General features: G+C 70.5%; 25 protein-coding genes. 15 read left to right on the forward strand and 10 right to left on the reverse strand.

The genetic code is table 11. The features are described 5' to 3' along the window. Positions 1-109 precede the first annotated feature (109 nt). Positions 110-985, forward strand: a complete 876-nt coding sequence (locus ACIBG8_RS05225; protein ID WP_397341253.1) for an NAD(P)H-binding protein — start codon at positions 110-112, stop codon at positions 983-985. A 2-nt stretch (positions 986-987) separates the two neighbouring features. On the opposite strand, the gene ACIBG8_RS05230 is transcribed toward ACIBG8_RS05225, so the two are convergent. Further along, positions 988-2403, reverse strand: a complete 1416-nt coding sequence (locus ACIBG8_RS05230; protein ID WP_397341254.1) for an MFS transporter — start codon at positions 2401-2403, stop codon at positions 988-990. A gap of 190 nt (positions 2404-2593) precedes the next feature. On the opposite strand from ACIBG8_RS05230, the gene ACIBG8_RS05235 reads away from it, so the two are divergent. From ACIBG8_RS05235 to lepB, 6 genes are read left to right on the forward strand one after another with little or no spacing between them, the layout of a single operon-like run. Next, positions 2594-3160, forward strand: a complete 567-nt coding sequence (locus tag ACIBG8_RS05235) for a hypothetical protein (RefSeq protein ID WP_397341255.1) — start codon at positions 2594-2596, stop codon at positions 3158-3160. A 23-nt stretch (positions 3161-3183) separates the two neighbouring features. Continuing rightward, the gene (locus ACIBG8_RS05240) at positions 3184-3405 is read left to right on the forward strand and encodes a hypothetical protein (RefSeq protein WP_397341256.1); all 222 of its coding nucleotides are present in this window, start codon (positions 3184-3186) and stop codon (positions 3403-3405) included. A gap of 58 nt (positions 3406-3463) precedes the next feature. Continuing rightward, positions 3464-3985, forward strand: a complete 522-nt coding sequence (locus tag ACIBG8_RS05245; protein WP_397341257.1) for a MauE/DoxX family redox-associated membrane protein — start codon at positions 3464-3466, stop codon at positions 3983-3985. A gap of 14 nt (positions 3986-3999) precedes the next feature. Beyond that, the gene (locus tag ACIBG8_RS05250) at positions 4000-4539 is read left to right on the forward strand and encodes a hypothetical protein (protein WP_397341258.1); all 540 of its coding nucleotides are present in this window, start codon (positions 4000-4002) and stop codon (positions 4537-4539) included. 2 nt (positions 4540-4541) lie between these two features. Beyond that, a complete protein-coding gene (locus ACIBG8_RS05255) occupies positions 4542-6341 on the forward strand; it encodes an ABC transporter ATP-binding protein (RefSeq protein ID WP_397341259.1) in 1800 nt (599 codons plus the stop codon). Continuing rightward, positions 6338-6751: a signal peptidase I gene (lepB, locus tag ACIBG8_RS05260; RefSeq protein ID WP_397341260.1), complete on the forward strand. Its 414-nt coding sequence runs from the start codon at positions 6338-6340 to the stop codon at positions 6749-6751. Before ACIBG8_RS05255 ends, lepB begins: the two co-directional genes overlap by 4 nt. Before the next feature lie 92 nt (positions 6752-6843). On the opposite strand, the gene ACIBG8_RS05265 is transcribed toward lepB, so the two are convergent. Continuing rightward, positions 6844-8088 (reverse strand): RNA polymerase sigma factor, encoded by a 1245-nt coding sequence (locus tag ACIBG8_RS05265; protein WP_397341261.1) that lies wholly within the window; start codon positions 8086-8088, stop codon positions 6844-6846. Further along, positions 8085-8408, reverse strand: a complete 324-nt coding sequence (locus tag ACIBG8_RS05270) for a YciI family protein (RefSeq protein ID WP_397341262.1) — start codon at positions 8406-8408, stop codon at positions 8085-8087. The genes ACIBG8_RS05265 and ACIBG8_RS05270 overlap by 4 nt, the downstream gene beginning before the upstream one ends. A 169-nt stretch (positions 8409-8577) precedes the next feature. On the opposite strand from ACIBG8_RS05270, the gene ACIBG8_RS05275 reads away from it, so the two are divergent. The 5 genes from ACIBG8_RS05275 to ACIBG8_RS05295 all read left to right on the forward strand — a co-directional run bounded on the left by ACIBG8_RS05275 (position 8578) and on the right by ACIBG8_RS05295 (position 14606). Continuing rightward, on the forward strand, positions 8578-10911 hold the full coding sequence (locus ACIBG8_RS05275) for an ATP-binding protein (protein ID WP_397341263.1): 2334 nt from the start codon (positions 8578-8580) through the stop codon (positions 10909-10911). A gap of 184 nt (positions 10912-11095) precedes the next feature. Next, positions 11096-11578 carry a hypothetical protein gene (locus ACIBG8_RS05280; RefSeq protein WP_397341264.1) on the forward strand — a complete coding sequence of 161 codons (483 nt, stop codon included), beginning with the start codon at positions 11096-11098 and terminating at the stop codon, positions 11576-11578. 126 nt (positions 11579-11704) lie between these two features. Then, positions 11705-12112, forward strand: a complete 408-nt coding sequence (locus tag ACIBG8_RS05285) for a hypothetical protein (RefSeq protein WP_397341265.1) — start codon at positions 11705-11707, stop codon at positions 12110-12112. A 41-nt stretch (positions 12113-12153) separates the two neighbouring features. Then, positions 12154-14034, forward strand: coding sequence for a CocE/NonD family hydrolase (locus ACIBG8_RS05290; RefSeq protein ID WP_397341266.1), 1881 nt, complete (start codon positions 12154-12156; stop codon positions 14032-14034). A 32-nt stretch (positions 14035-14066) separates the two neighbouring features. Beyond that, positions 14067-14606, forward strand: coding sequence for a dihydrofolate reductase family protein (locus tag ACIBG8_RS05295; RefSeq protein WP_397341267.1), 540 nt, complete (start codon positions 14067-14069; stop codon positions 14604-14606). A 218-nt stretch (positions 14607-14824) separates the two neighbouring features. On the opposite strand, the gene ACIBG8_RS05300 is transcribed toward ACIBG8_RS05295, so the two are convergent. Continuing rightward, positions 14825-15802 (reverse strand): RNA polymerase subunit sigma-70, encoded by a 978-nt coding sequence (locus ACIBG8_RS05300; RefSeq protein ID WP_397341268.1) that lies wholly within the window; start codon positions 15800-15802, stop codon positions 14825-14827. A gap of 154 nt (positions 15803-15956) precedes the next feature. Here ACIBG8_RS05300 and ACIBG8_RS05305 point away from each other — a divergent pair, with 154 nt between their 5' ends. Then, positions 15957-16502, forward strand: coding sequence for a dihydrofolate reductase family protein (locus ACIBG8_RS05305; protein WP_397341269.1), 546 nt, complete (start codon positions 15957-15959; stop codon positions 16500-16502). Further along, on the forward strand, positions 16499-16891 hold the full coding sequence (locus ACIBG8_RS05310) for a PPOX class F420-dependent oxidoreductase (RefSeq protein ID WP_397341270.1): 393 nt from the start codon (positions 16499-16501) through the stop codon (positions 16889-16891). The genes ACIBG8_RS05305 and ACIBG8_RS05310 overlap by 4 nt, the downstream gene beginning before the upstream one ends. 22 nt (positions 16892-16913) lie before the next feature. Here ACIBG8_RS05310 and ACIBG8_RS05315 read toward each other — a convergent pair whose 3' ends face one another. Next, positions 16914-17999: a DUF5937 family protein gene (locus ACIBG8_RS05315; RefSeq protein WP_397341271.1), complete on the reverse strand. Its 1086-nt coding sequence runs from the start codon at positions 17997-17999 to the stop codon at positions 16914-16916. 72 nt (positions 18000-18071) lie between these two features. Here ACIBG8_RS05315 and ACIBG8_RS05320 point away from each other — a divergent pair, with 72 nt between their 5' ends. Further along, on the forward strand, positions 18072-19301 hold the full coding sequence (locus ACIBG8_RS05320; protein WP_397341272.1) for an MFS transporter: 1230 nt from the start codon (positions 18072-18074) through the stop codon (positions 19299-19301). Here the strand turns inward: ACIBG8_RS05320 and ACIBG8_RS05325 are convergent. From ACIBG8_RS05325 to ACIBG8_RS05345, 5 genes are read right to left on the reverse strand one after another with little or no spacing between them, the layout of a single operon-like run. After that, entirely contained in the window at positions 19249-19692 is a 444-nt protein-coding gene (locus ACIBG8_RS05325; RefSeq protein ID WP_397341273.1) for a carboxymuconolactone decarboxylase family protein, read from the reverse strand. The genes ACIBG8_RS05320 and ACIBG8_RS05325 overlap by 53 nt on opposite strands. Next, the gene (locus ACIBG8_RS05330; RefSeq protein ID WP_397341274.1) at positions 19689-20309 is read right to left on the reverse strand and encodes a Type 1 glutamine amidotransferase-like domain-containing protein; all 621 of its coding nucleotides are present in this window, start codon (positions 20307-20309) and stop codon (positions 19689-19691) included. Before ACIBG8_RS05330 ends, ACIBG8_RS05325 begins: the two co-directional genes overlap by 4 nt. Next, complete coding sequence (locus tag ACIBG8_RS05335) at positions 20309-20449, reverse strand: hypothetical protein (RefSeq protein ID WP_397341275.1); 141 nt, start codon at positions 20447-20449, stop codon at positions 20309-20311. The genes ACIBG8_RS05330 and ACIBG8_RS05335 overlap by 1 nt, the downstream gene beginning before the upstream one ends. Next, positions 20446-21258, reverse strand: coding sequence for an NAD(P)H-binding protein (locus tag ACIBG8_RS05340; RefSeq protein WP_397341276.1), 813 nt, complete (start codon positions 21256-21258; stop codon positions 20446-20448). The genes ACIBG8_RS05335 and ACIBG8_RS05340 overlap by 4 nt, the downstream gene beginning before the upstream one ends. Further along, positions 21255-21713 (reverse strand): cupin domain-containing protein, encoded by a 459-nt coding sequence (locus ACIBG8_RS05345; protein WP_397341277.1) that lies wholly within the window; start codon positions 21711-21713, stop codon positions 21255-21257. The genes ACIBG8_RS05340 and ACIBG8_RS05345 overlap by 4 nt, the downstream gene beginning before the upstream one ends. Positions 21714-21724: the final 11 nt, after the last annotated feature.

Consider the following 21724-nt stretch of genomic DNA (forward strand, 5'->3'; position numbering starts at 1 on the left):
TCAGGCAATGATGGGATGCTGAAGTTCCCATTGTGGCAATGCGGTGGCGGTCTTCACGATGGAGGGGCTCCACAAAACCGACATACACCGCGAGGTTTTCATGATTGTCATGACCGCTCCCACCGGGAACATCGGCCGCCGGCTGCTGCCGCTGCTGCTCGCAGGCGGGGAGGAGGTGCGCGTCGTGGCCCGCGATCCCGCCCGGCTCCCCGGCGAGGTGCGCGGGCGGGTCGAGGTGGTCACCGGCTCGCACGGCGACGCCGCGACCGTCGAGCGCGCCTTCGCCGGGGCCGACGCCGTCTTCTGGCTGGTGCCGCCGGACGCCTCCCTCACCCCCTTCGAGGCCTACAGCGGTTTCACCCGCCCGGCCGCGCGGGCGTTCGCGGAACACGGCGTCGGCCACGTCGTCGGCGTCTCGGCGCTCGGCCGCGGCACCCCGCTGGCCGGGCGGGCCGGGCTGGTCACCGCCTCGCTGGCGATGGACGACCTGATCGCCGGCTCCGGCGTCGCCTACCGCGCCCTGGCCAACCCGTCGTTCTTCGAGAACCTGCTGGAGGAGGCCGAATCGATCCGTGAGAACGGCGTCTTCACCGACACCGCCGCGGCGGACCGCCCGGCCCCGATGGTGGCCGTGGCCGACATCGCGGCGGCGGCGGCCGGGCTGCTGCTGGACCGCTCCTGGAGCGGGGCCGGCAGCGTCCCGGTGCTCGGCCCGCAGGACCTGTCGCCCGACGACCTGGCCCGCATCATGAGCCGGGAGCTGGGCCGTACGGTCCGCTACGAGCGCCAGTCGCTGGAGGACATGCGCTCCGCCATGCTCGGCTACGGGCTCAACGAGGCGTTCGTCGAGGGCATGGTCGAGATGAAGCGCGCCAAGGACGAGGGCCTGGACGCGGGCGTCGACCGGGAGGCGCGGGCGGGCTCGGCGACCGGATTCGCGCAGTGGTGCGCCCAGACCCTCAAGCCCGCCGTACTCGCCGCCTGACCTCACTCCTGCGGCGCCTTTCTCGGCATCAGGGCGACGACCGGGAAGCTGAGGGCGGTGACGGCCAGCACGACGATGAGGCTGACCTTCATCGCGTGGTCCAGCCCGGAGGCGGCGGCCTGGAAGAAGATCGAGGTGACCGCCGCCGAGCCGATCGCCGAGGACAGCTGCTGGATCGAGCTCAGCGAGCCGCTGGCGCTGCCCGCTTCCTCCGGGCTGGCGTCGCCGAGAGCGACCGTGGGGATCGTGGCGAAGCACAGGCCGACGCCGACCCCGGTGGCGAACAGCGCCGGGGCCAGCGCCCACAGGCCGAGGTCGGTCCCGGAGTGCTCGACGAGGGCCAGGACCCAACCGCAACCGGCCAGGAGTACGGCCAGGCCGACGAAGACCAGGGTGCGGCCGTACTTGGCGACCAGCCCGCCCATGGCGGCGAAACCGGCGACGATGAGCCCCAGCGTGAGCGGCACCAGGCCGAGCGAGGTGTCGCGCGCGCTGGCGTGCAGCCCCTCCTGCAGGAACAGCGACAGCACGAAGATCAGGCCGGTCCCGGCGGCGAAGACCGACAGGCCCACGAGCATCCCGGAGGTGAAGCCCCGGTTCCGCAGGAGGGAGGGCGTGATGAGGGGGTGGGCCGCGGTGCGCTGGCGGTAGGCGAAGGCGGCGAAGAACAGGACGCCGGCGGCGATCGAGGCGACGGGCACGGCGCTCCAGCCGCTGGTCGACCCCTCGATCAACCCGTACAGCAGCCCCATCATGGTCGCGGCGAGCAGCCCGGAGCCCCAGCCGTCGACGACGGCTGAGCGGTCCCTGTCGTCGTCACGCGGCAGGATCCTGGCGGCGACGACCAGCCCGACCCCGCCCAGAATGACGTTCGCGAGAAAGATCGGCCGCCAGGACAGCCCGAACAGGTCGGCACTGATGATGAACCCCGCCAGGACCGGACCGCCGACACTGGACAGTCCGAGGACCGGCCCGAACAGCCCGAACGCCTTGGCCAGCATGTCGCGGCTGAACGCCTTCATCATGATCGCCATGCCCTGCGGGATGAGCAGCGCCCCGAACGCGCCTTGGGCGACGCGGGCGGCGATGAGCAGCGCCGGGCTGGGCGCGAACCCGGCGACCGCCGAGGCCAGGGTGAACCCGCTCATGCCGATCAGGAACAGGCGGCGCTGGCCGAACTTGTCGCCCAGCCGTCCGCCCGCCACGAGCAGGACGCCCATGGCGAGCATGTAGGCCGTTCCCAGCCACTTGATCAGGCCTTCACCGCCGTGGAGCTCGCGGGCGATGGTGGGGGCGGCGATGTTGGTAACGGTGGCGTCGATGACGTCGAGCGCGTCGGCGAGCAGCACCAGCCCGAGGATGGCCCACATGAGGCGGCTGGAACGGGGTGGGGTGGCCGGCTCCGTCAGGGTGGTCATGAGGAACGTCCTTCACTTACCCGGGCCACCCCCTTTTGGGCGGCCTCTCACCACCCCTACGAACGCCCCGGACCCGATCCGACACCGCCCAAATAGCTTTCTTCCATATGGCCCGATATAGGGCGCGTATAGGAGCGTCCAGGAGGCTTCCCCTCATCGCAGCATCACCCGAGCGAAAGGGCGGAACGTCTTGAGGAACAGACAATCGTCGTGGCGGGTACGGCTCCGCCGCCTGGCCCCCATCGCGGCAATGGTTCCGATCGTGCTCGTCGGGACCGCGGCCAGCCCCTCATCCGCGAGTGCGGCCGACTCCTACTGCGCGCCCGCCGACGACGGTTCTTACAGCCAGTACTGCCAGATCAACACCACCGGAGGCTCCGGGACTGGCGCCACCGGCACCACCGGCATCACGAAGGTGTGGCTCAACTGGCCCCTGGGGGGCGACGTCATCGACGGTCACCTCTGCGTCGCCGACACCTGGGGCAACGGTCGGGGGGTCAAGGTGAAGCTGGCCTTCCACCGGTACGGCATGCCGACGTCTCTCAACAGCACCAACTACGACATCAAGGGCCCGTACAAGGACAAGGGGAACACCAGCTGCCCCAGCGGCACCAGCGATTGGTACACCTACAGCGCCAGCCAGCTGAGCGGTGGCTTCGACTACGCCCTTCTCGAGTGGGCCGACACCTGGAGCGGGTGTTCCTACTGCCCCCAGGGCCGCTACAAGATCGTTTTCCCGGACTGGTCCAGCCGATAACCCACACAACAAAAGGAGTGCAGATGATTCACCTCATCGAACGAGCCGGCGATCGGCTCCTGGGCCTCATGGTGCCCAAACTGACCGCGAAGGCCGACCTCTGCTCATGCAGCACCGTAGGCCAGGTGGTCTGGGGCGCCTTCTGTAACTGCGTCGGGATGAACGAGAGTCGCCGCAAGCAGGTATGCGACGGCTGCCACTATGGCGCCTCGTACTGCGCCTACTACGGCCGATGCTTCATCTAGCCCAACGCATTCGGTGTGCGCCCCGCCAACCTCGGGGCGCACACCCGGGAGGGGTCAGATGCTGATATGTCAGGTATTGGTCGGGGCGACCTTCGCCTACGCCACCTGGACGAAGCTGCGCAGCCGTACCGCATATAGGGAATTCGCCGGGTCCGTGCGCGCCTTTCGCCTCCTCCCCAGGCGGCTGGAGAATCCGGCGGCCGTCACCTTCGTCGCCGCCGAGCTCGCAGCGGGCGCAGCGGTCGTCGTCCCGTCGACCGCCGCCGTCGGGTTCTCGCTCGCGGCCGCGTTGCTCGCGCTCTTCTCCGGGGCGATCGTCGCGACGATCCTGCGCGGCCGGCGCGTGTTCTGCAGGTGCTTCGGTGCCAGTGAGCACCGTGCCGGCTGGCCCCAGGTCATCCGCAACGCGCTCCTGCTGGCCGCGTCGGTGACCGGCCTGATCGGCTCGCTCGTGCCGCGGCCCGCCCCCGCGCCGGCCGAGCTCGCCGTCGCCTGTACGGCCGGCATCGCCGGTGCCCTGCTGATCAGCCGTTTCGACGACATCGTCGACCTCTTCCGCTCTTCCTCCACCCCCCTCTGAGAGGACACTCCGCGATGATGTATCTGACCGCCGGTCTCATTTGTGTTGCCCTGATCTGCCTGGTCGATCTCCTGCTGACCTTCGGCGTGGTCCGCCGCCTGCGCGAGCACACCAAGATCCTCTCCAAGCAGGCGAGCAGCCAGCCTGCCGTGATGTTGCTCCCGCAGGAGCGGGTCGCCGCATTCGAGGCCGGTGTCGACGACAGCGGGTCCATCTCACGCGAGTCGTTGAACGGACCCACCCTGGTGGGCTTCTTCTCCCCGGGCTGCGGCGCCTGCACCGAGCGGCTGCCGTCCTTCGTGGCCCTGGCCGGATCGCACTCCTGGCATCGCGACCAGGTGCTGGCGGTCGTCATGGGAGATGAGGCGAGCACGGCCACGATGCGCGCAGAACTGGCCGAGGTCGCCCGGCTGGTGGACGACAAGCACGTCGACACCATGGTGGAGTCCTTCGGCGTGTCGGGCTTCCCCGCGTTCTGCCTGATCGACGAGTCCGGTGTGGTGCTGGCCAGCGGGCTCGACGTGGAAAGCTTGTCGGTCCCGGTAGCCGGATGACCATGCGAGGCATCCGTGGTGCTCTGGCGCTGGCGTGGCAGGCGGCGCCGTACGGAGTGATCCTGCGCGCCGTGCTCACGGCCGCGCTGGCCGTCCTGCCGGTGGCCGCCGCCTGGTCGACCAAGATCGTCCTCGACCGGCTGTCGGCGCCGTCACCCGGCCCGGCCGGCCAGCTCCTGGCACCGGTGGCGCTCCTGGCCACCTGCGGTGTGATGGGCGCGCTGCTGCCGCAGGTCCAGCGGTATGTCGAGGCCGAGTCCTCCCGCGCGACGAACCTCTTCCTGCGCGTGCGGCTCTTCTCGGCCCTGGGGCGGTTGAAGGGCCTGGGCAGAGTGGAGGATCCGCGCTTCCACGACCGGCTTCAGATGGCCGGGCAGGGTGGTCTCGGTCAGGTGGTATCGCAGGTGATGGGCCTCTCACAGGGGCTGATCATCGTGGCTGGGTTCGTCGGCACGCTCACCGTGCTCAACCCCGTGATGACGGCGGTCGTCCTGCTGGCGGCCGCTCCCGTGGTGCGGGCCGAGCTGGTGATGGGCCGCAGGCGCGCCCAGGTGATGTGGGATCTGAGCCCCACTGTCCGTCGTGAGGTGTTCTACGCCGACCTCCTGACCAACCCCACCGCGGCCAAGGAGATCCGCCTGTTCGATCTCGGGGAACTCTTCGGTCGGCGCATGGCCGACGAGATACGGGCGATCAACCGCCAGGAGCGGGCCCTGGACGGTCGCGAGCTGCGCGTCCAGAGCGCCCTGATGGTCGTCGGCGCGGTCGTCGCGGGGGCGGGCCTGGGCTGGGCCGTACTGGCCGCGCACTCCGGACGGCTCACCGTGGGTGACGTGTCCGTGCTCGTCGCCGCGATGGCAGGGGTCCAGGGAGGCCTTCGCGCTGTGATCCAGAACCTTGGCCAGATGCATCAGGAACTGCTGATCCTCGACCACTACTGTGCGGTCGTCGACGCGGAGCCCGACCTGGCGATCGCCGTGCCCGGCCGGCCCGTGCCCGACCTGCGCGAAGGCATCGAGCTGCGCGATGTGTGGTTCCGATACGGCGACGACCATCCCTGGGTGCTGCGCGGGGTGAGCTTCACCATCACGGCGGGCGCCTCCACCGCCCTCGTCGGGCTCAACGGAGCCGGAAAGAGCACGATCGTGAAGCTCCTGTGCCGGCTGTACGACCCCACCCGCGGCGCGATCCTGTGGGACGGGGTCGACCTCCGAGAATTCGACGTCGACGAGCTACGCGGCCGGATCGGTACCGTGTTCCAGGACTTCATGCAGTACGAGCTCAGCGCGGCGGAGAACATCGCCGTGGGCGACGCTGCCATCCTGGACGACCGGAGCCGGATCGAGGCCGCCTCCGCGTACGCCGGAATCGACCCGATGATCCGGGCCCTGCCGGACTCCTACGACACCATGCTCACCCGGATGTTCTCCAGCAACAGCGACCGCGACGACCCCGGGACCGGAGTGCTCCTGTCAGGCGGTCAGTGGCAACGCGTCGCCGTCGCGCGCGGGCTCATGCGGCGCGACCGTGCCCTGCTCATCCTGGACGAGCCGAGCTCCGGCCTGGACGCGGAGGCCGAGCACGAGATCCACGCCAGGCTGCGAACCCTGCGGCGGGGGCGCACGAGCATCCTCATCTCCCACCGGTTGAGCACCGTGCGCGACGCGGACTCCATCGTGGTTCTCTCGGACGGGGTCATCGCCGAGTGCGGGGCGCACGGCGAGCTCATGGTCGAGCAGGGCGGGTACGCCCGGCTCTTCACCCTGCAGGCCAGCGGCTACCACGATGAGCCGCGACCATGAGGCTGCTCGCGTGGAGCGCGCTGGCCGCAGCGGGAGTGGTGGTCCTCGTCGTGCGCCTTCGGCGAAGGTACGTCGAGGTGACCGTCGACGGCACGTCGATGGCGCCCACCTACCAGCCCGGCGATCGTGTGCTGGTACGGCGTGCGCACCTGCCCGACCTGCGTGTCGGCGACATCGTCGTCCTGCGCCACCCCGACAGCCGGCGGGGGACCTGGCTGATCAAGCGCGTGGCGGCGCTGCCGGGCGACGCCGTCCCGACGGCGTTGCGCTCGCGACTGGGCGGGGAGACGACCGTGCCCGCCGGCGAGGTCGTCGTCCTCGGTGACGCGGGGAAGCGCAGCTACGACTCCAAGCACTTCGGGTCCGTCCCAGCAGAACGGGTGCTCGGCGTCGCGATACGTATCGCCTAGGACGTCGAGCCTGACGCTCACGCCCGAACATCCGTCGCCCCCCTGTGGCCGCGACAACGCCGAGGGGTTCAAGGTCTGGACCACCGGCCAGATCAGCCCGGACCGGTCAGCTGGTCGCGGCGGCGGGTGAGGTAGGCGGTCTCGCCGGTGTTGCCCGCCAGCTCGATGGCCCGGTCGTAAGCCGCCCGCGCCTGCTGGCTGCGCCCCAGCCGCCGCAGCAGGTCCGCGCGGGTGACGTGGAAGGCGTGATAGCCGTCCAACGCCTCGGCGAGCCGGTCCACGATGGCCAGCGCCACCTCCGGCCCGTCGAGCTCCGCCACCGCGATCGCCCGGTTGAGGGCGATGATCGGCGAGCGGTCCAGGCGGACGAGCTGGTCGTACAGGGCCAGGACCTGCGACCAGTCGGTGTCGCGGATGTCGCGGGCCGAGGTGTGCACCGCGTTGATCGCGGCCAGGATCTGGTAGCGCCCAGGAGCCACCCCGCCGGCGGCGGCGGCCAGCCGTTCGCGCACCAGCCCATGGCCCTCGGCGATCAGCGCGAGATCCCAGGCGCCGCGGTCCTGCTCGTCGAGGGCGACCAGCTCGCCGCTGCCGGAAACGCGTGCCGTACGGCGAGCCTCGGTCATGAGCATCAGCGCCAGCAGCCCGGCCACCTCGCCGTCCTGCGGCATGAGCGCGCGGATGAGGCGGGTCAGGCGGATCGCCTCCGACGTCAGGTCGTGCCGTACCGGATCGACGGAAGGACCGGTGGCCAGGTAACCCTCGTTGAAGACGAGGTACAGGACGGTGAGCACACCGGAGACCCGGGCGGGGAGATCCTCGGCGGACGGCATGCGGTAGGGGATGCGCGCCGCCTTGATCTTGGCCTTCGCGCGGGTGATGCGCTGCTCCATCGTGGTGGCCTGCACCAGGAAGGCGCGGGCGATCTCGGGCACGGTCAGCCCGCCGACCATGCGCAGCGTCAACGCCACGCGGGCCTCCATCGCCAGCGCCGGGTGACAGCAGGTGAAGATCAGCCGGAGCCGGTCGTCGTCCACGGCGCCAAGCGGCTCGGGCGGGGTGGTGTCGTGCAGCATCAGAGCCTCCTTGTGCTTGTCGTCGCGCTTGTTCTCGCGCCGGAGCCGGTCGATGGCCTTGCGGTTGGCTGTGGTGGTCAGCCACGCTCCCGGGTTGGGCGGCACGCCGTCGGCCCGCCACCGCTCCACGGCGGTCGTGAACGCCTCGGCCGTCGCCTCCTCGGCGATGTCGAGATCGCCGAACCGCCTGGTCAGGGCGGCTACCACCCGCGCCCATTCGTCGTGGTGGGCGCGGGTGATCGCCTCTTCGACGTCGCTCACTGGAAGGGTCGCACCTCGATCTTGCGATCGCAGACCTTGGACGCCTCGGCGGCGAGCCTGAGCGCGACGTCCAGGTCGGGGGCCTCCCACACCCAGACGCCTGCGAGGTATTCCTTCGTCTCCACGAAGGGGCCGTCGCTGAACACCACCTGCTCGCCCCGGTTGTCGACGACGGTGGCCGCGTCGGTGTCGGCGAGCCCGCCGGCGAAGACCCAGTAGCCCTCGGCGATCAGCCGGTCGTTGAACGCGCTGATGGCGGGCCGGCGGTCCGTGCTGCCGGGATCGCTCTTGTCATCGATCACTGAGACCAGGTATTGCATCTGGACATCCTCTCCTGTCGAAGGTCGTTGGGTCCTCACTCCTGCTACGAACGTCACCGCCCCGATCCGACATCTTCCTCGACCATCCTTCCGGACCGAATTGGGGTCGATAGTTCGCTTTGTGTAGCGTTTGTCGTTTGAAGTGCACTTCTGAAGAGAGTCGGAACTGGTGAGCGACGAGCTGGCGGAGCGTCTGCGGCAGGTGCGGGAGGCGTCCGGGCGTAGTCTGCGCGAGCTCGAACGTGCCATCCATGTGAGCAGTTCCTCGCTGTCCCGGTACCTGTCGGGAAAGTCGGTGCCTCCGTGGCCAGTGGTGGTCGGGCTGTGCCAGGTGGCGGGGCTTGATCCCCGGCCACTGCGCCCGCTGTGGGAACGTGCCAAACGCGCACCCGCGAAGCCCCGGGAGCCTGCCCCGCCCCCGGCGGTTCCGGCGGTTCCGGCGGGGCGCAACGACCTGCCGTACGACGTCAGTGATTTCACCGGCCGGGCGGACGAGCTCGCGGCGCTGCTGGAAGCCGCGCGGACGCATCGGATGGTGGCGATCGACGGTATGGCGGGCGTGGGCAAGACCGCGCTGGCGGTGCGTGCCGCGCACCGGCTGGCCGCCGACTATCCCGACGGGCAGCATTACGTCGACCTGCACGGCTTCACCCCAGGCCGGGAGCCGGTCGAGCCCACCGAGGCGCTGCGGGTGCTGCTGTCGGCGCTCGGCGTGGCTCCGGCGCGCATCCCCGAGACCATGCCGGAGCGGGCAGCGCTGTGGAGAGCCGAGCTGGCGCGGCGCCGGGCCGTGATCGTTCTCGACAACGCCGTGGACGCGGACCAGGTCCGGCCGCTGCTTCCCGGCGCGGGGACGAGCATCGCCGTGGTCACGAGCCGCCGGCGGATGGTGGAATTGGACACCGTACGTCCGATCACCCTCGACGTTCTCCCCGCGGCGGAGGCGGCCGAGCTGTTCGTGACCGCCTCGGGCGGTGCGCGGTCGCCGGGCGACTCCGAGGCGGCCGCTGAGGTGCTCCGGTTGTGCGGCTACCTGCCGCTGGCCATCCAGGTCGCGGCGGCCCGGCTGCGGCACCGGCCCGCCTGGACGGTCGCTGCTCTCGCCGAGCGCCTGCGCAGCGGCGACCTGGACGTCTCCAACGTGCTCGCGATGTCCCTCAGACAGCTCGACGCCGCGCAGCGGCGCATGTTCAGGCTGCTGGGGCTGGTGCCGGGCGAGGGCGTCGACGCCCTCGCCGCGGCGGCACTGGCCGACATCCCGCTGGGCAACGCCCGGTCCCTGCTGGAAGATCTGGTGGACGCGCACCTGCTCCAGGAGTCAGCGGCGGGCCGCTACCGGATGCACGACCTGCTGCGGCAGGTCGCCGTGGCCGAGGCATCGCCGGACCGGACCCCGGCGATCGCCCGGCTGCTCGACTACTACCTGAGCGGCCTGCTCGCCGCGGACGCCACGATGTCCCACGAGGCGGCCGGGGCGCCGATCACCGTGGCGCATCCGCCTGCGGCTCTTCCGGCCTTCGGCGGCCACGACGGGGCGCTGGCCTGGCTGGATGCGGAGGTGCCCGACATCGCCATGGCGTTCGACCTGGCGGTGGAGCTCGGCCTCGACACGGCGACGGCCGGACTCGCCCAGGTCATGGGCGTCTACTTCAGCAGACGCGGCGGCATGGAGCGATGGGGCCACGTGCTGGACGCCGCGATCTCCGCCGCCCAACGCCTGGGCGACCGGCGGGCCACGGCCTGGCTGACCTACCGGCGCGGCATCGCCCGGCAGTTCTCGGGCCGCGCCGTCGAGGCTAGCGCCGACTACCGGGCGGCTCGGCGGCTCATGGCGGAGGCCGGAGACGACGTCGGGGAGGTGATGGCGCTCCAGCGGCTCGCCGAACGGCAGATGGACGACGGATCCTTCGCGGATGCCATCGACCTTCTACGGCAGGCCGCCGAGCTTCTACCTGCGGGAACCTTCACGCAAAGCCACGTGGTGACGCACGCGCGGATCGGTCACGCGCTGGCGGAACTCGGCCGGTTCGCCGCAGCGCGCGAGGCAGCCACCGAGGCGGTCAGGATCGCCCGAGACGTCGGCGACCTGCATCTGGAGACGATGGGGCTGCGCGTGCTCGGCGCGGCGGCGCTCGGCGAGGGTGACGCCGCGGGCGCCATGGAGCTCTTCCATACGGCCCTTGCCTCCACCAGGGCGACGGGCCACCGGATCGCGGAGGCTCTGAGCCTGACCGACGTCGCGGAGGCCGCCCGCGCTCAGGGCCGGATCGTGGAGGCGCTGGATCATCACGCGCAGGCCTTGCGGATCATCGACGAGACAGGTGAACGGCTGCGCGCCGCCCCGATCCTCATCCCGTACGGCGAGACCTGCCTGGCGGCCGGGGATCGCGGTGAGGCCGCGCGTCATCTGCGCCAGGCCTTCGACCTGACCGCGGCTCTCGGGCTCGGGCATCTGCAGGCCCGGGCTCGCCGCGTGCTCAATGCCATGGGTCTCGACGGGTGAGGGGTGGCGTCCCGGGTGGGACGCATCTGGGACAGCGGAAAGCCGTCGCATAGCCGCAGGTCAGCGAGCTGCGTGCGGGGCTTCTGTCCCATGGGGACGTCGCCGCCCGCCCTGGGGCGACGGTGTGGGTGCCAGTGTTCGGCGACGTGACCGGTACCCACACCCCCTCCGGAAGGCGACACCCATGAACTCCCTGCTCTCCGCGCTCCCCGTCCGATGGGAGGTGGCCGGAACGGTCGACGCCTCTGCCGACGCGGTCGCCGACCTGCTGCTGGCCGTCAAGCCCGGCCGGGTGGGCGATGACAACCTGCTCGTCCTGGCCGGTATGTCCGCCGCGCGACGCGGAGCGATGACCGTGCTCGCCGGCGACCTCGCGGGCTCCTACCGAGCCGTGGTCGCCGGGACGGACGCCCAGATCGACGTCACCGTCGATCCCGGACTTCGAGCTCTGGCCGTTCAGAGCTGGTACGGCGGCGTGCACTCGGTGGCCTCGGCCGACGACGGCACCTGCCTGATCTCCCACCGGGTGCACAGCGCGCAGTATCCCCCGCCCGGCGACATGGAATCGCGGCTGTGGAGCGGGCTGGAGCGGGTGCTGCGGGTCATCGGCGACCGCCTCGGCTGTCCGGCGGGCGACCCGACGGTTGTCCGGACCGCGTCTCACTGATCTCTCCTCTACTGGAACGCGCGGGCTGGACGCCGGTGTCAGCGACCGCGTCAGCCCGGCAACGACCCCGTATCAGAGCAGGTGGCAATGCTCTGAACCCACACGAAACCCTCAAGGAGCACTTTCATGTCCATCACCCTGACCGCCCAGGACAAGGCCACCCTGCGCACCGCCGCCTACGGCGCCGTCTCGCTGATGGCCGCCGCCGACGCCGCCGGATCGCCCCACAGGAGCGCCACCCACGGCTCCATCGCCCTGACGTCGGCCACCGGCCCGATCGGGCACGTCCTCGCCGCCAAGACCAAGGACATCGACCTGGTCGGCAACACGGTCGCCGAACTCGCCGACGTGGTGCTGCCCGCCCTGACCGAAGCCATGAACCTGCTGCGGCAGCAGGACCAGACCGAGGCCGGCAACTTCCGCGCCATCGTCCTCCTCGCCGTCGAGGCAGCCGCCGGCACCCACCAGGGGCCGTCCAGCCCTGCCCTGGCCGCGATGACCCGCACGATCACCGCAGCCCTCGACGCCGCCTGACGGCAACGATCTCCCGCAACGACACAAGAGAAGGAAAGAAAATGCCCAGCTCACAGCGACGAGGGTTCCTCGCCGCAGTCGCCCTCGTGCTCCCGCTCCTGGTTGCCGCCACGCCCGCCGTGTCCGCGAAGGAGGAGCCGAAGATCGACGTCTCCGGCGGGCTCACCCAGCCCGTCTTCTCCTACGCCGACGCCATCCGCGAGCACGTCCGGGTGCAGTCGCCGGTCGACAGCGATGGCGACGGCAAGAGGGACCTGGTCCGGGTGGACATCATCCGGCCGAAGGAGTCCGGCGCCGGGCTCAAGGTTCCGGTGATCATGCACGAGAGCCCGTACTACGACAAGCCCGGGGCAGGCTTCGAGAACGACAGGAAGACCTACGACGCGAACGGGAACCTGACGAAGTTCCCGCTGTTCTACGACAACTACTTCGTGCCGCGCGGGTACGCGTTCGTGTCGGTCGACATGATCGGTACCAGGTTGTCCGAGGGTTGCCCGACCTCCGGCGGCAAGTCCGACGTGCTGGGCGGCAAGGCGGTCATCGACTGGCTGAACGGCCGCGCCACCGCCATCGACGACAAGGGCGCTCCGGTCAAGGCCTCCTGGACCACCGGGCGCACCGGGATGATCGGCCACTCGGGCGAAGGAGCCCTGGCCATCGGGGTCGCCGGTACCGGCGTGCGGGGGCTGGAGACCATCGTGCCGCTCGCCGGACCCAGCAGCTGGTACGACCTGTGGCGGGCAGGCGGCACCCTCACCGACGTCAAGCGCGGGCAGGAATGGTGGGCCACGGAGACCGACGAGGATCCGGATGAGAAATGCGCCGCGGTGCACCGGCGCATGAACGAAGGCTCCGACGACGCCACCGGCGACTACAACGCCTACTGGCGCGAGCTCGACTACCGCAACGGGCCGATCTCGAACGCCCGCGATGTCCATGCCAGCGTCTTCGCGGTGATGGGGACGCAGGACCGCAACGTGATGGGCAACCAGTTCTCCGAGTGGTGGGCCAAGCTGCCCCGCTCTGTGCAGCGCAAGGCGTGGGTGACGCAGTACGGTCACCTCGACCCGTTCTGGGCCCGCCGCGACGTCTGGGTCAACACCCTGCACCAGTGGTTCGACCACGAACTCATGGGCGTGCCCAACGACATCATGCGCCAGCCGCGCGCCGACGTGCAGCTTGGCCCCGACCGCTGGATCACCCAGGCCGACTGGCCAGCGCGAACCCGCACGCTCACCCTGCGCCCCCAGCAGGACGGCACGCTGGGCCGCAAGCCCTCCACCGGAACCGGCACCTACCTCGACACCCGGCAGACCGAAACCGCGATGGCCGACAACCCCGCCACCGCCAACCCCAACCGGCTGGCCTACCTCACCCCGCCACTGGACACCCCGACACGGCTGTCCGGTACCCCATCGGTGAGCCTGCGCCTCAAGCTCGACAAGCCGACCGCCAACCTCGGCGTCATGCTCGTCGACTACGGCACCGACACCCGCATCAACTACGACGACATGGGCGCCAACCCGCCCCGCGCCTACGGCTTCAAGTTCCTCGACACCAAAGACTGCCTCGGCCAGGGCACGACCGACGACGACGGCTGCTACCACAAGACCGCCGACAACACCGTCACCTCCGACTTCCACGTCGTCACCCGCGGCATCATCGACGCGCAGAACCGCACGTCACTGAGCAGGACCACACCCCTGACACCCGGCAAGCCGTACCAGATCACCTGGAACACCTTGCCGCAGGACTACGAGTTCAAAGCCGGACACCGGCTCGGCCTCATCCTGACCGGCACCAACGCCAACCTCACCGCCACGCCCGACGTCGAACCCGGCACCGGGGCCAAGGTCACCATCGACCTGGCCGGCACCTCGATCTCACTGCCCCTGGTCACCGGCACAGCCGGCGGACGATAGCGAACCAGAAGAAACCTCTCAAGGAGAAACACATGAGCCGCAAACTTACGGTCGGGCAGTTCATCTCGCTCAACGGCGTCGTAGAGGCGCCCGAGGAGTGGAGCATCCCCTACTACAACGACGAGATGGGCGTCGCGTACGGCGAGATGATGGCCGCGGCCGACACCCTGCTGCTGGGCCGGGTGACGTACGAGTCCTTCGCCGCCGTCTGGCCGGAGCAGAACGACGAGATGGCCGACCAGCTCAACGGCATCAGCAAGCTGGTGGCCTCCAGCACGCTCAAGGAGGCCGGTTGGCAGAACTCGACCGTGATCGACGGCGACGTCGTCACCGCGGTGAAGGAGCTCAAGGAGCAGCCCGGCGAGAACATCACCGTCGCCGGCAGCATCACCCTGACCCAGACGCTGCTGCGCGCCGGACTCGTCGACGAGGTGCGACTCTTGGTCCACCCCATCGTGGTGGGCACCGGCCGCCGCCTGTTCCCGGACGGCCCCGCCCAGGTACCGCTCACGCTCACCCGATCGGTCACCTTCGACACCGGAGTGCTCGACCTGACCTACCAGCCGGCCTGATCAGCGGCGACCAGAGCGCTCCGGGCCCGCGGCATCGCCGCGGGCCCGGAACGCCTGGGGTCAGGTTGTACCCCGTTCTCATGCCTCGGCCAGAATGTCCGCCCGGTGATGCCCGTCGGTGAAGGCACCAGGCCAGGCGTCCCCAGCAGGGCCCTCAGCTCAGGCGTGACAGGAACCTCCCGCGCACGGCAGCCCGGACGCCCCGAATGCGATCAACGCTAGAGGGCCGTGGGAAGTCCGAACCACGGAAGGACGCTGCCGTCGAAGCGGGTGATGCCGCAGATGAAGTCGCCCCTGAGGGTGAGCAGGAGCAGCCCGGTCCCGCGACGGATCCCGTCAGGGGTGCGCAGGTAGGCGCCGAACGCCGGCTGGCCGTTGGCCCGGGTGGGGACGAGGTCGAACCCGGGGCCGGCACGGAGGATGCAGGCGCACAGGGCGGCCACGGCGTCACGGCCGTGGTACTCGAGGGGGATGGGCGGCATGGAACTGAAGGAATCGTCGGTCAGCAGCATGACCAGCGCGTCGACATTTCCGGACTCGTAGGCGCGGACGAACTTCGCCACGATGGCGTCCTCGGCGGACGAGTCGGGCGCGTGCTGGGGCAGCGGGTTCTGGCGCTGCAGGCTGACCCTGGCCCGGTTGAGGGCGCTGGTGACCGACGCGACCGTGGAGTCGAGCATGGCGGCGACCTCGCTCGCGCGGAATCCGAGGACGTCGCGCAGGATCAGCGCGGCGAGCTGGCGAGGCGGCAGGAGCTGAAGGGCGGTCATGAACGCCAGGGAGATGGATTCGAGCTGCTCGTAGCGCGCCTCGGGGCCGAGGGGCACCTCGGTGACCCCCTCGAGGAGGGCGTCGGGAAAGGGCTCGAGCCATACGGCTTCGCCGAGCCGGGTCGGCTCGGGCAGCTCGAACCTGGAACTGTCCCACTCCTTGGCGGGACGCCGCCCGGCCGAGCGAAGCGTGCTGAGGCACCGGTTGGTGGCGATCCGGTAAAGCCAGGTGCGGATCGAGGCGCGTCCCTGGAAGCCCGCCAGCCCTTGCCACGCGGCCAGCATGGTGTCCTGAAGGGCGTCTTCCGCGTCCTGGAGCGAGGCGAGCATCCGGTAGCAGTGCACCTGGAGTTCTCGCCGGTGCGGCTCGGTCAGCGCTCGGAACGCTTCGCCGTCCCCTGCCCGTGCCCTGGAGATCAGGTCCACCCTCGCCCACCCTTTCCTGCGCCTTGTCGCGTTTCCATCCTGTATGGACGCCGGTCGAGGGCCGAACTGTGCGGTCGAGGAGCGCACATTTTCGCGGCGGCGCGGCGACTACCTCAACGGCGGCTCGAACGACTCGCCAGGAGGAGAGACCACGATGAGAAACCTGATCGTTTCGACCTACATGACGCTCGACGGGAAGGTGGACGACATCCGGGACTGGGCGCTGCCCTTCAACGACGAGGGGGCGGTCGAGTACCACACCGAGCTTCTGGCGGGCTGCGACGGCCTGCTCCTGGGGCGCAGGACGTACGAGATCTTCGCCGGCCTGTGGCCGTCGCTGGCAGGACAGCTCGCCTACGTCGACAAGATGAACAGCATGGCCAAGTACGTGGCCTCGACGACCGCCGGGGACCTGACGTGGGACAACTCCCACCTGATCGAGGGCGACGTCGCGGACGGCGTCGCCAGGCTGAAGGAGGGGCCAGGTCAGGATCTCGTCTTGTACGGTTGCCACGACCTGATGCACAGCCTGCTGAAACACGACCTCATCGACGAGTACCGGCTCCTGGTTCACCCGGTCCTGCTCGGAAGGGGCAGAAGCTTCTTCGACGACGGCGCGCAACGCGTGAACCTCGAACTCGTCGACACCGGCCTCATCTGCGGCGGGGTCACCCTTCTCACCTACCGGCCAGCGCGGTGACGGCGCTCGCCGACCGGGTCCGCGCGCTGTTCGACGGCAAGAACTTCGCGGTCCTGTCCACGATCGAGCCGGACGGCACACCGCACTCGACCGTGGTCTGGGTCAGGCGCGACGGCGACGACCTGCTGTTCGCGCTGCCCAGAAGCCGCCGCAAGACCGCCAACCTGATCCGCGACCCCCGGGCGACCGTAGTGATCTTCGACGCCGCCAACCCCTACGACAGCGTCCAGGTGCAGGGCACCGCGTCCATCGTGGACGACCCCGGCGGCACGCTCGTCCAGGAGCTGTCCCGCAAGTACCTGGACGGCCCCTATCCCGGGTTCGCCGGACCGAACCCGCGCTGGGTCACCGCCAGGCTCACCCCTCAAAAGGTCACCCCCGGTCCATAAGGGGCTCGTCATGTCCGGCTTCTCAGCGCAGGACGGCCGACAGCAGGTCGGCGCCCAGTGTTGTCAGGTCGGGGAGGTTGAGGCTGTGGCGGACGTAGCGGCCGTGCCGCTGGGCGGTCAGCAGGCCTGCCCGGCGCAGGACCGCGAGGTGGCGGGACACCTCCGGGGCTGACAGGTCCCACGCCCGCGCCAGCTCTCCGGTCGTGTGCGGGCCGCGGGCGAGGGTGCGCAGCAGGCGCAGCCGTACCGGATGCGACACAGCCTCCAACCGCAGCGTCACCGTCTCCAGCGAGACCGGCGCGGACGGGCCCGCCTCGGCCACGGGGTACTGCACCACGGGCCGCCACCCGCGCGCGTGGACCACCACCAGGTGCGGGCGGCCGAAGACGCTGGGCAGGAAGGTGACCCCGTCAGTGTGGGCGGTGGTCGCGTTGTCCTGCAGCTTGTCGACGATGATGCTGGCGCCGTCCGGGGCCAGGGTGACGGAGCCGGAGACCGATGCGAGCGCTGCCCCGAGGCCGTGGCGCTTCAGCAGGTCGTTCTTCAGGCGCAGGTCGGTGGCCAGTTGTACGGCGACGCCCGTCCAGGCGGCGTAGAAGAAGGCCTCGGCGCACTGTTCGAAGGTGTCGCGCACCCGCGCCCGCACCGCGGCCGGGTCCGCGAGCAGCCGTTCTGCGAAGGCCTCCTGCAGCGCGCCGCGCGCCTGGGCCAGGTCCAGGGCCCGCTCGCGCGCCGTCGCGTCGGTCAGCGGCGACGGCGCGCCGAAATGCACCCGGTTGCTGCCGCACGTGGTGATGAGCGCGGCGGCCACGTAGGTTTCGTCGTCGATCCGGTCCACGTCGTCCAGCTCCTCGGCGAGCGTCGGCCGGGGGCGGGAGGGGACCAGGAAGTCGGCCCGTGAGGAACGCCAGAGGAACTCCGCCTCCCTGAGCCGCTCGGCCAGCTCCGGCCGCAGCCCGGCCCAGACGTCCCCGGCCCAGCCCGCGAGCTGCGGGTGATGCCCGGGTTCTGCAAGAACGTGCAGCATCGCGGTCAGCTCGGCCAGCGGGGAGGCGGCGAACCGCAGTTGTCCGTACGGCAGGCCGCTGATGTCGATCCTCAACGTCATCCCCACATCATCGCTTGACGGTCTCCGTCAATCGACGCGGGCGGCCCGGCGGCCGAACGCATCGTTGACGCCATGACAACCACCCTCGTCCGCGCCTGCGGCGGTCCCCGCTATGTCGTCGCCCTGGCCGTGGACGCGCTCGGCACCGGCATGCTGCGGCCGTTCCTGCTGCTCTACGGGGTGACGGCGCTGAGGCTGTCGGCGTCGGCCACCGGCGTGGCCATGACGGTCGGCGCCGTCGTGGGCCTGGTGTGCATGCCCGCGGTCGGCCGGTGGCTGGACCGGGGCGCGCGCAGCACGGTCGTGGCGGCCTCGATGCTGGTGCGGGTGCTCGGCGTGGCGCTGCTGCTGGTCACCCCGACGGGGAACGTCTGGCTGTTCGCGGCGGCGGCGCTCTTCCTCGGCATCGGCAACCAGGCCTGGCCTGCCGCCCACGCGGCCCTGGTGGCCACGGTCTCCCATGGTCGCGAACGCGACGCCGCCCTCGCTGCTGGCCGCGCGCTGCGCAACGGGGGCCTGGGCGTGGGCGCCCTGCTGGCCATGGCGTGCCTGGCGGGCGGGGCCACCGCGTTGCAGGTCACCGGGCTGGCGTACCTCATCGCGGCGGGCCTGGCCTGGTCGGTCCGCGTGCGCACCGACCCGGCCGCCACCACTGACAGGCTCGAGGTGCCAGCGCCCCGGATGCGCGCGCTGCTGGCCGCCAACGTGATCTACGTCTTCTGCCTCAACCTCTTCGAGATCGCGCTTCCCCTCATCCTGGTGACGCAACTGCACGCCTCCCCGGCGTGGGCGGCGGCCATCTTCGTGACCAACACCGTGCTGGTGGTGACCTTGCAGGTTCCGGTCACCGTCCTGATGTCCCGCTTCTCCCGGCGTAGCGTGCTGGCTCTGGCCGGTGTGGTGCTCGCCGCGTCCTACCTCGGCTTCCTCGCGGCCACCTCGCTGGGACCCGGGTGGGGCCCTCCGGCGGTCGCAGCGGTCGCCGTGGTCTGCACGCTCGGCGAGATCATCTACGCCGGGAGCGCCACCGCGCTGGTCACCGTCCTGGCCCCGGCGCATCTCCTGGGCCGCGCCCTCGCCCGTTTCCAGCTCTCCACGGGCTTCGGGTTGGCCGTCTCCCCGGCGGTCATCACCACTCTTGCCTCGTACGGCTCAGCCGTCCTCTGGGGAGGCCTCGCCGCCGGGACGCTCCTTTCCGCCTCCGCCGTCGCCGCCGAGCGATCGCCGGAGGACCAGGGCACCTCCCACCTCAGTCCAGCGGCCAGGGGCGGGCGGTGGCGCCGAGCCGGTTCCAGGCGTTGATCACCGTGATGGCCCAGATCAGCTCGGCGAGTTCGACCTCGGTGAACTCGGCCGCCGCCCGGCCGAAGACCTCGTCGGTGACCGGGCCCTCGGTGAGGCGGGTCGCCGCCTCGGTCAGCTCCAGCGCGGTCCGCTCGCGGTCGGTGAAGAACGGCGTCTCGCGCCACACGGGCAGGGCGTACAGGCGTCGTTCCGTCTCGCCCGCCGTACGGGCGTCTCGTGAGTGCAGGTCGACGCAGTAGGCGCAGCCGTTCAGCTGGGAGGCGCGCGCCCGGACCAGTTCCAGCAGCGCGGGCTCCAGGCTGACCTTGCGCGCGGCCGCGTCCAGCGCGTTGAGTGCGCGGTTGATGTGCGGGGCCAGCGTGTCGACCGGGAGTCGTACGGATGTCATGAGGTCTCCTTCACGATGATGACGTCGCCGTCGCGCAGGGCGCGGTAGGCCACGCCTTCGCGCTCGTAGCGTTCCACCACGCGTTCGATGGCTTCGCTCTCGGCGACGGGTGAGCGGTAGTGGGGTACGAAGGCGTAGTCCAGCAGGCCGAGCCCGTCCCACAGAGCCGGTTCGCCGTAGGCGGCCTGGGTGTCTGCCGGGTCGTCGACGAGCTCGAGACCGTGCAGGTTGGGCGACAGGACGCACGCGCCGGCGCTCCAACCGGCGTAGACGATCGCGTCGCGCCGCAACAGGCCGGTCAGGATCGTGTCGGCGCCGCTGCGCGCCATGGCCAGGCGCAGGACGAACGGGTTGCCGCCGTGCACCCAGACCACGCCGGACAGCCGCTCGGCGAGGCCCTGCGGGGAGTCGACGTAGTCACGCAGGTCCACCTCGCTCACCTGGTAGCCACGCTCGCGCAACGCGTCCATTTCCCGGCCGGTTGCCTGACGACGGAGCTCGGCTGGCGCGGCGTCCAGCGCGTTGCCGATGACGGCCATGGTCCGTACCTCACCGGCGAGCTCGTCGAGTTGCCGGGGGTCGTCCCCGAGTTTCCACGAGGAGAGGAAGAGCCGCATCAGTCTGCCTTCCGCGTCTGGTCAGCCAGGCGCACCCGGACGAGGACCTCGGCCGGGCCAGGCTCGGGGCGCGCCACCTCGACGACCCCGAGCACGTCCGGCCCGCCGTACGAGGTCTGGCCCATGGCGCGCATGGTCACGGCGACCACACCCCAGTTTTCGCGGCGGCGCGGGCGTAGTCGGCGAAGTCTCGCGCCGGGCGGCCGAGGACCTGACGCACACCGTCCTCCACCCGGGAGTTGCGCCCGTCGAGCACCGTCGTGAACAGGTAGATGAGGAAGCTGACGGTGTCGTCGGGCAGGCCCGCCTCCTTCAGGGCCGTCGCGTAGGCAGCCGCGCTGACCGGGACGAACTCGATCGACCGGCCGCTCGCGGCGGCGATCTCGGCGACGGCGTCGGCGAAGGTGAGCAACCGGGGGCCGGTCAGCTCGTAGATCTTCTCGTGGTGGCCGTCCTGAGTGAGGACGGCCACGGCGACCTCGGCGATGTCGTCGGCGTCCACGAACGGCTCGGGGACGTCACCGGCAGGAAGGACGACCTGGCCGTCGAGGACCGGCTCCAGCAGGTAGTTCTCGCTGAAGTTCTGGTTGAACCAGCTCGCCCGCAGCACCGTCCACTCCACGCCGGAGGCCGCCACGATCCGCTCGCAGCTCCGCGCCTCCGCCTCCCCGCGGCCGGACAGCAGGACCAGCTTCTCCACCCCGCAGGCCACCGCCGTCTTGGTGAACGCCTCGATCGCCTCGGGCGCGCCCGGCACGGCCAGGTCAGGGAAGAAGGACACGTAGACCGACCGCACACCGGTAAGCGCCGCGTGCCAGGTCGACGGGTCGTCCCAGTCGAAGGAAGGCGTGGCGCCACGGGAGCCCACCCGGGGCTCCGTCCCCGCCTCGCGGAGCCGTTCCACGATCCTGCGGCCGGTCTTCCCTGTGCCGCCGAGAACCAGCTTCATCGTGCCTCCTCCCACGCGTTGCTGGTCAGGAAGTAGGTGTCATACAGCTCCTGCACCTCCAGCAGGCTTTCCGGCGGCACCTTGCCGTAGGCGACGCGTTCCAGGTGACGGAAATACTCGAAGCGTTCGACGCCGGGGGTGATGACGATGAGGATGTCGGCGTCCTCGCCCGGTGCGGCGGCGAAGGCGTGCGCGAGACCGGGAGGGACGATGACCAGATCGCCCTGTTCCGCGGTGACGACCTGGTCGCCGGACAGGAGCTGGGCCGTGCCGTCCAGGAGGTAGAACAGCTCGGCGGAGTTGGCGTGCCGGTGCGGCTTGGCGCCGTCGGCGCCGCCGGACAACGTGACCCGCTGGGTGGACAGCGCGCCGCCCGTCGAGCTGCCGTCGGCCAGCAACCGGATGGTGGTGGGGGCGCGGCCGATCACCTCGGCGTCGGCCGATCGTACGATCACCGACTTATCGA

It is taken from the genome of Nonomuraea sp. NPDC050556 (genome assembly GCF_044457355.1).
Classification (GTDB): Bacteria; Actinomycetota; Actinomycetes; order Streptosporangiales; family Streptosporangiaceae; genus Nonomuraea.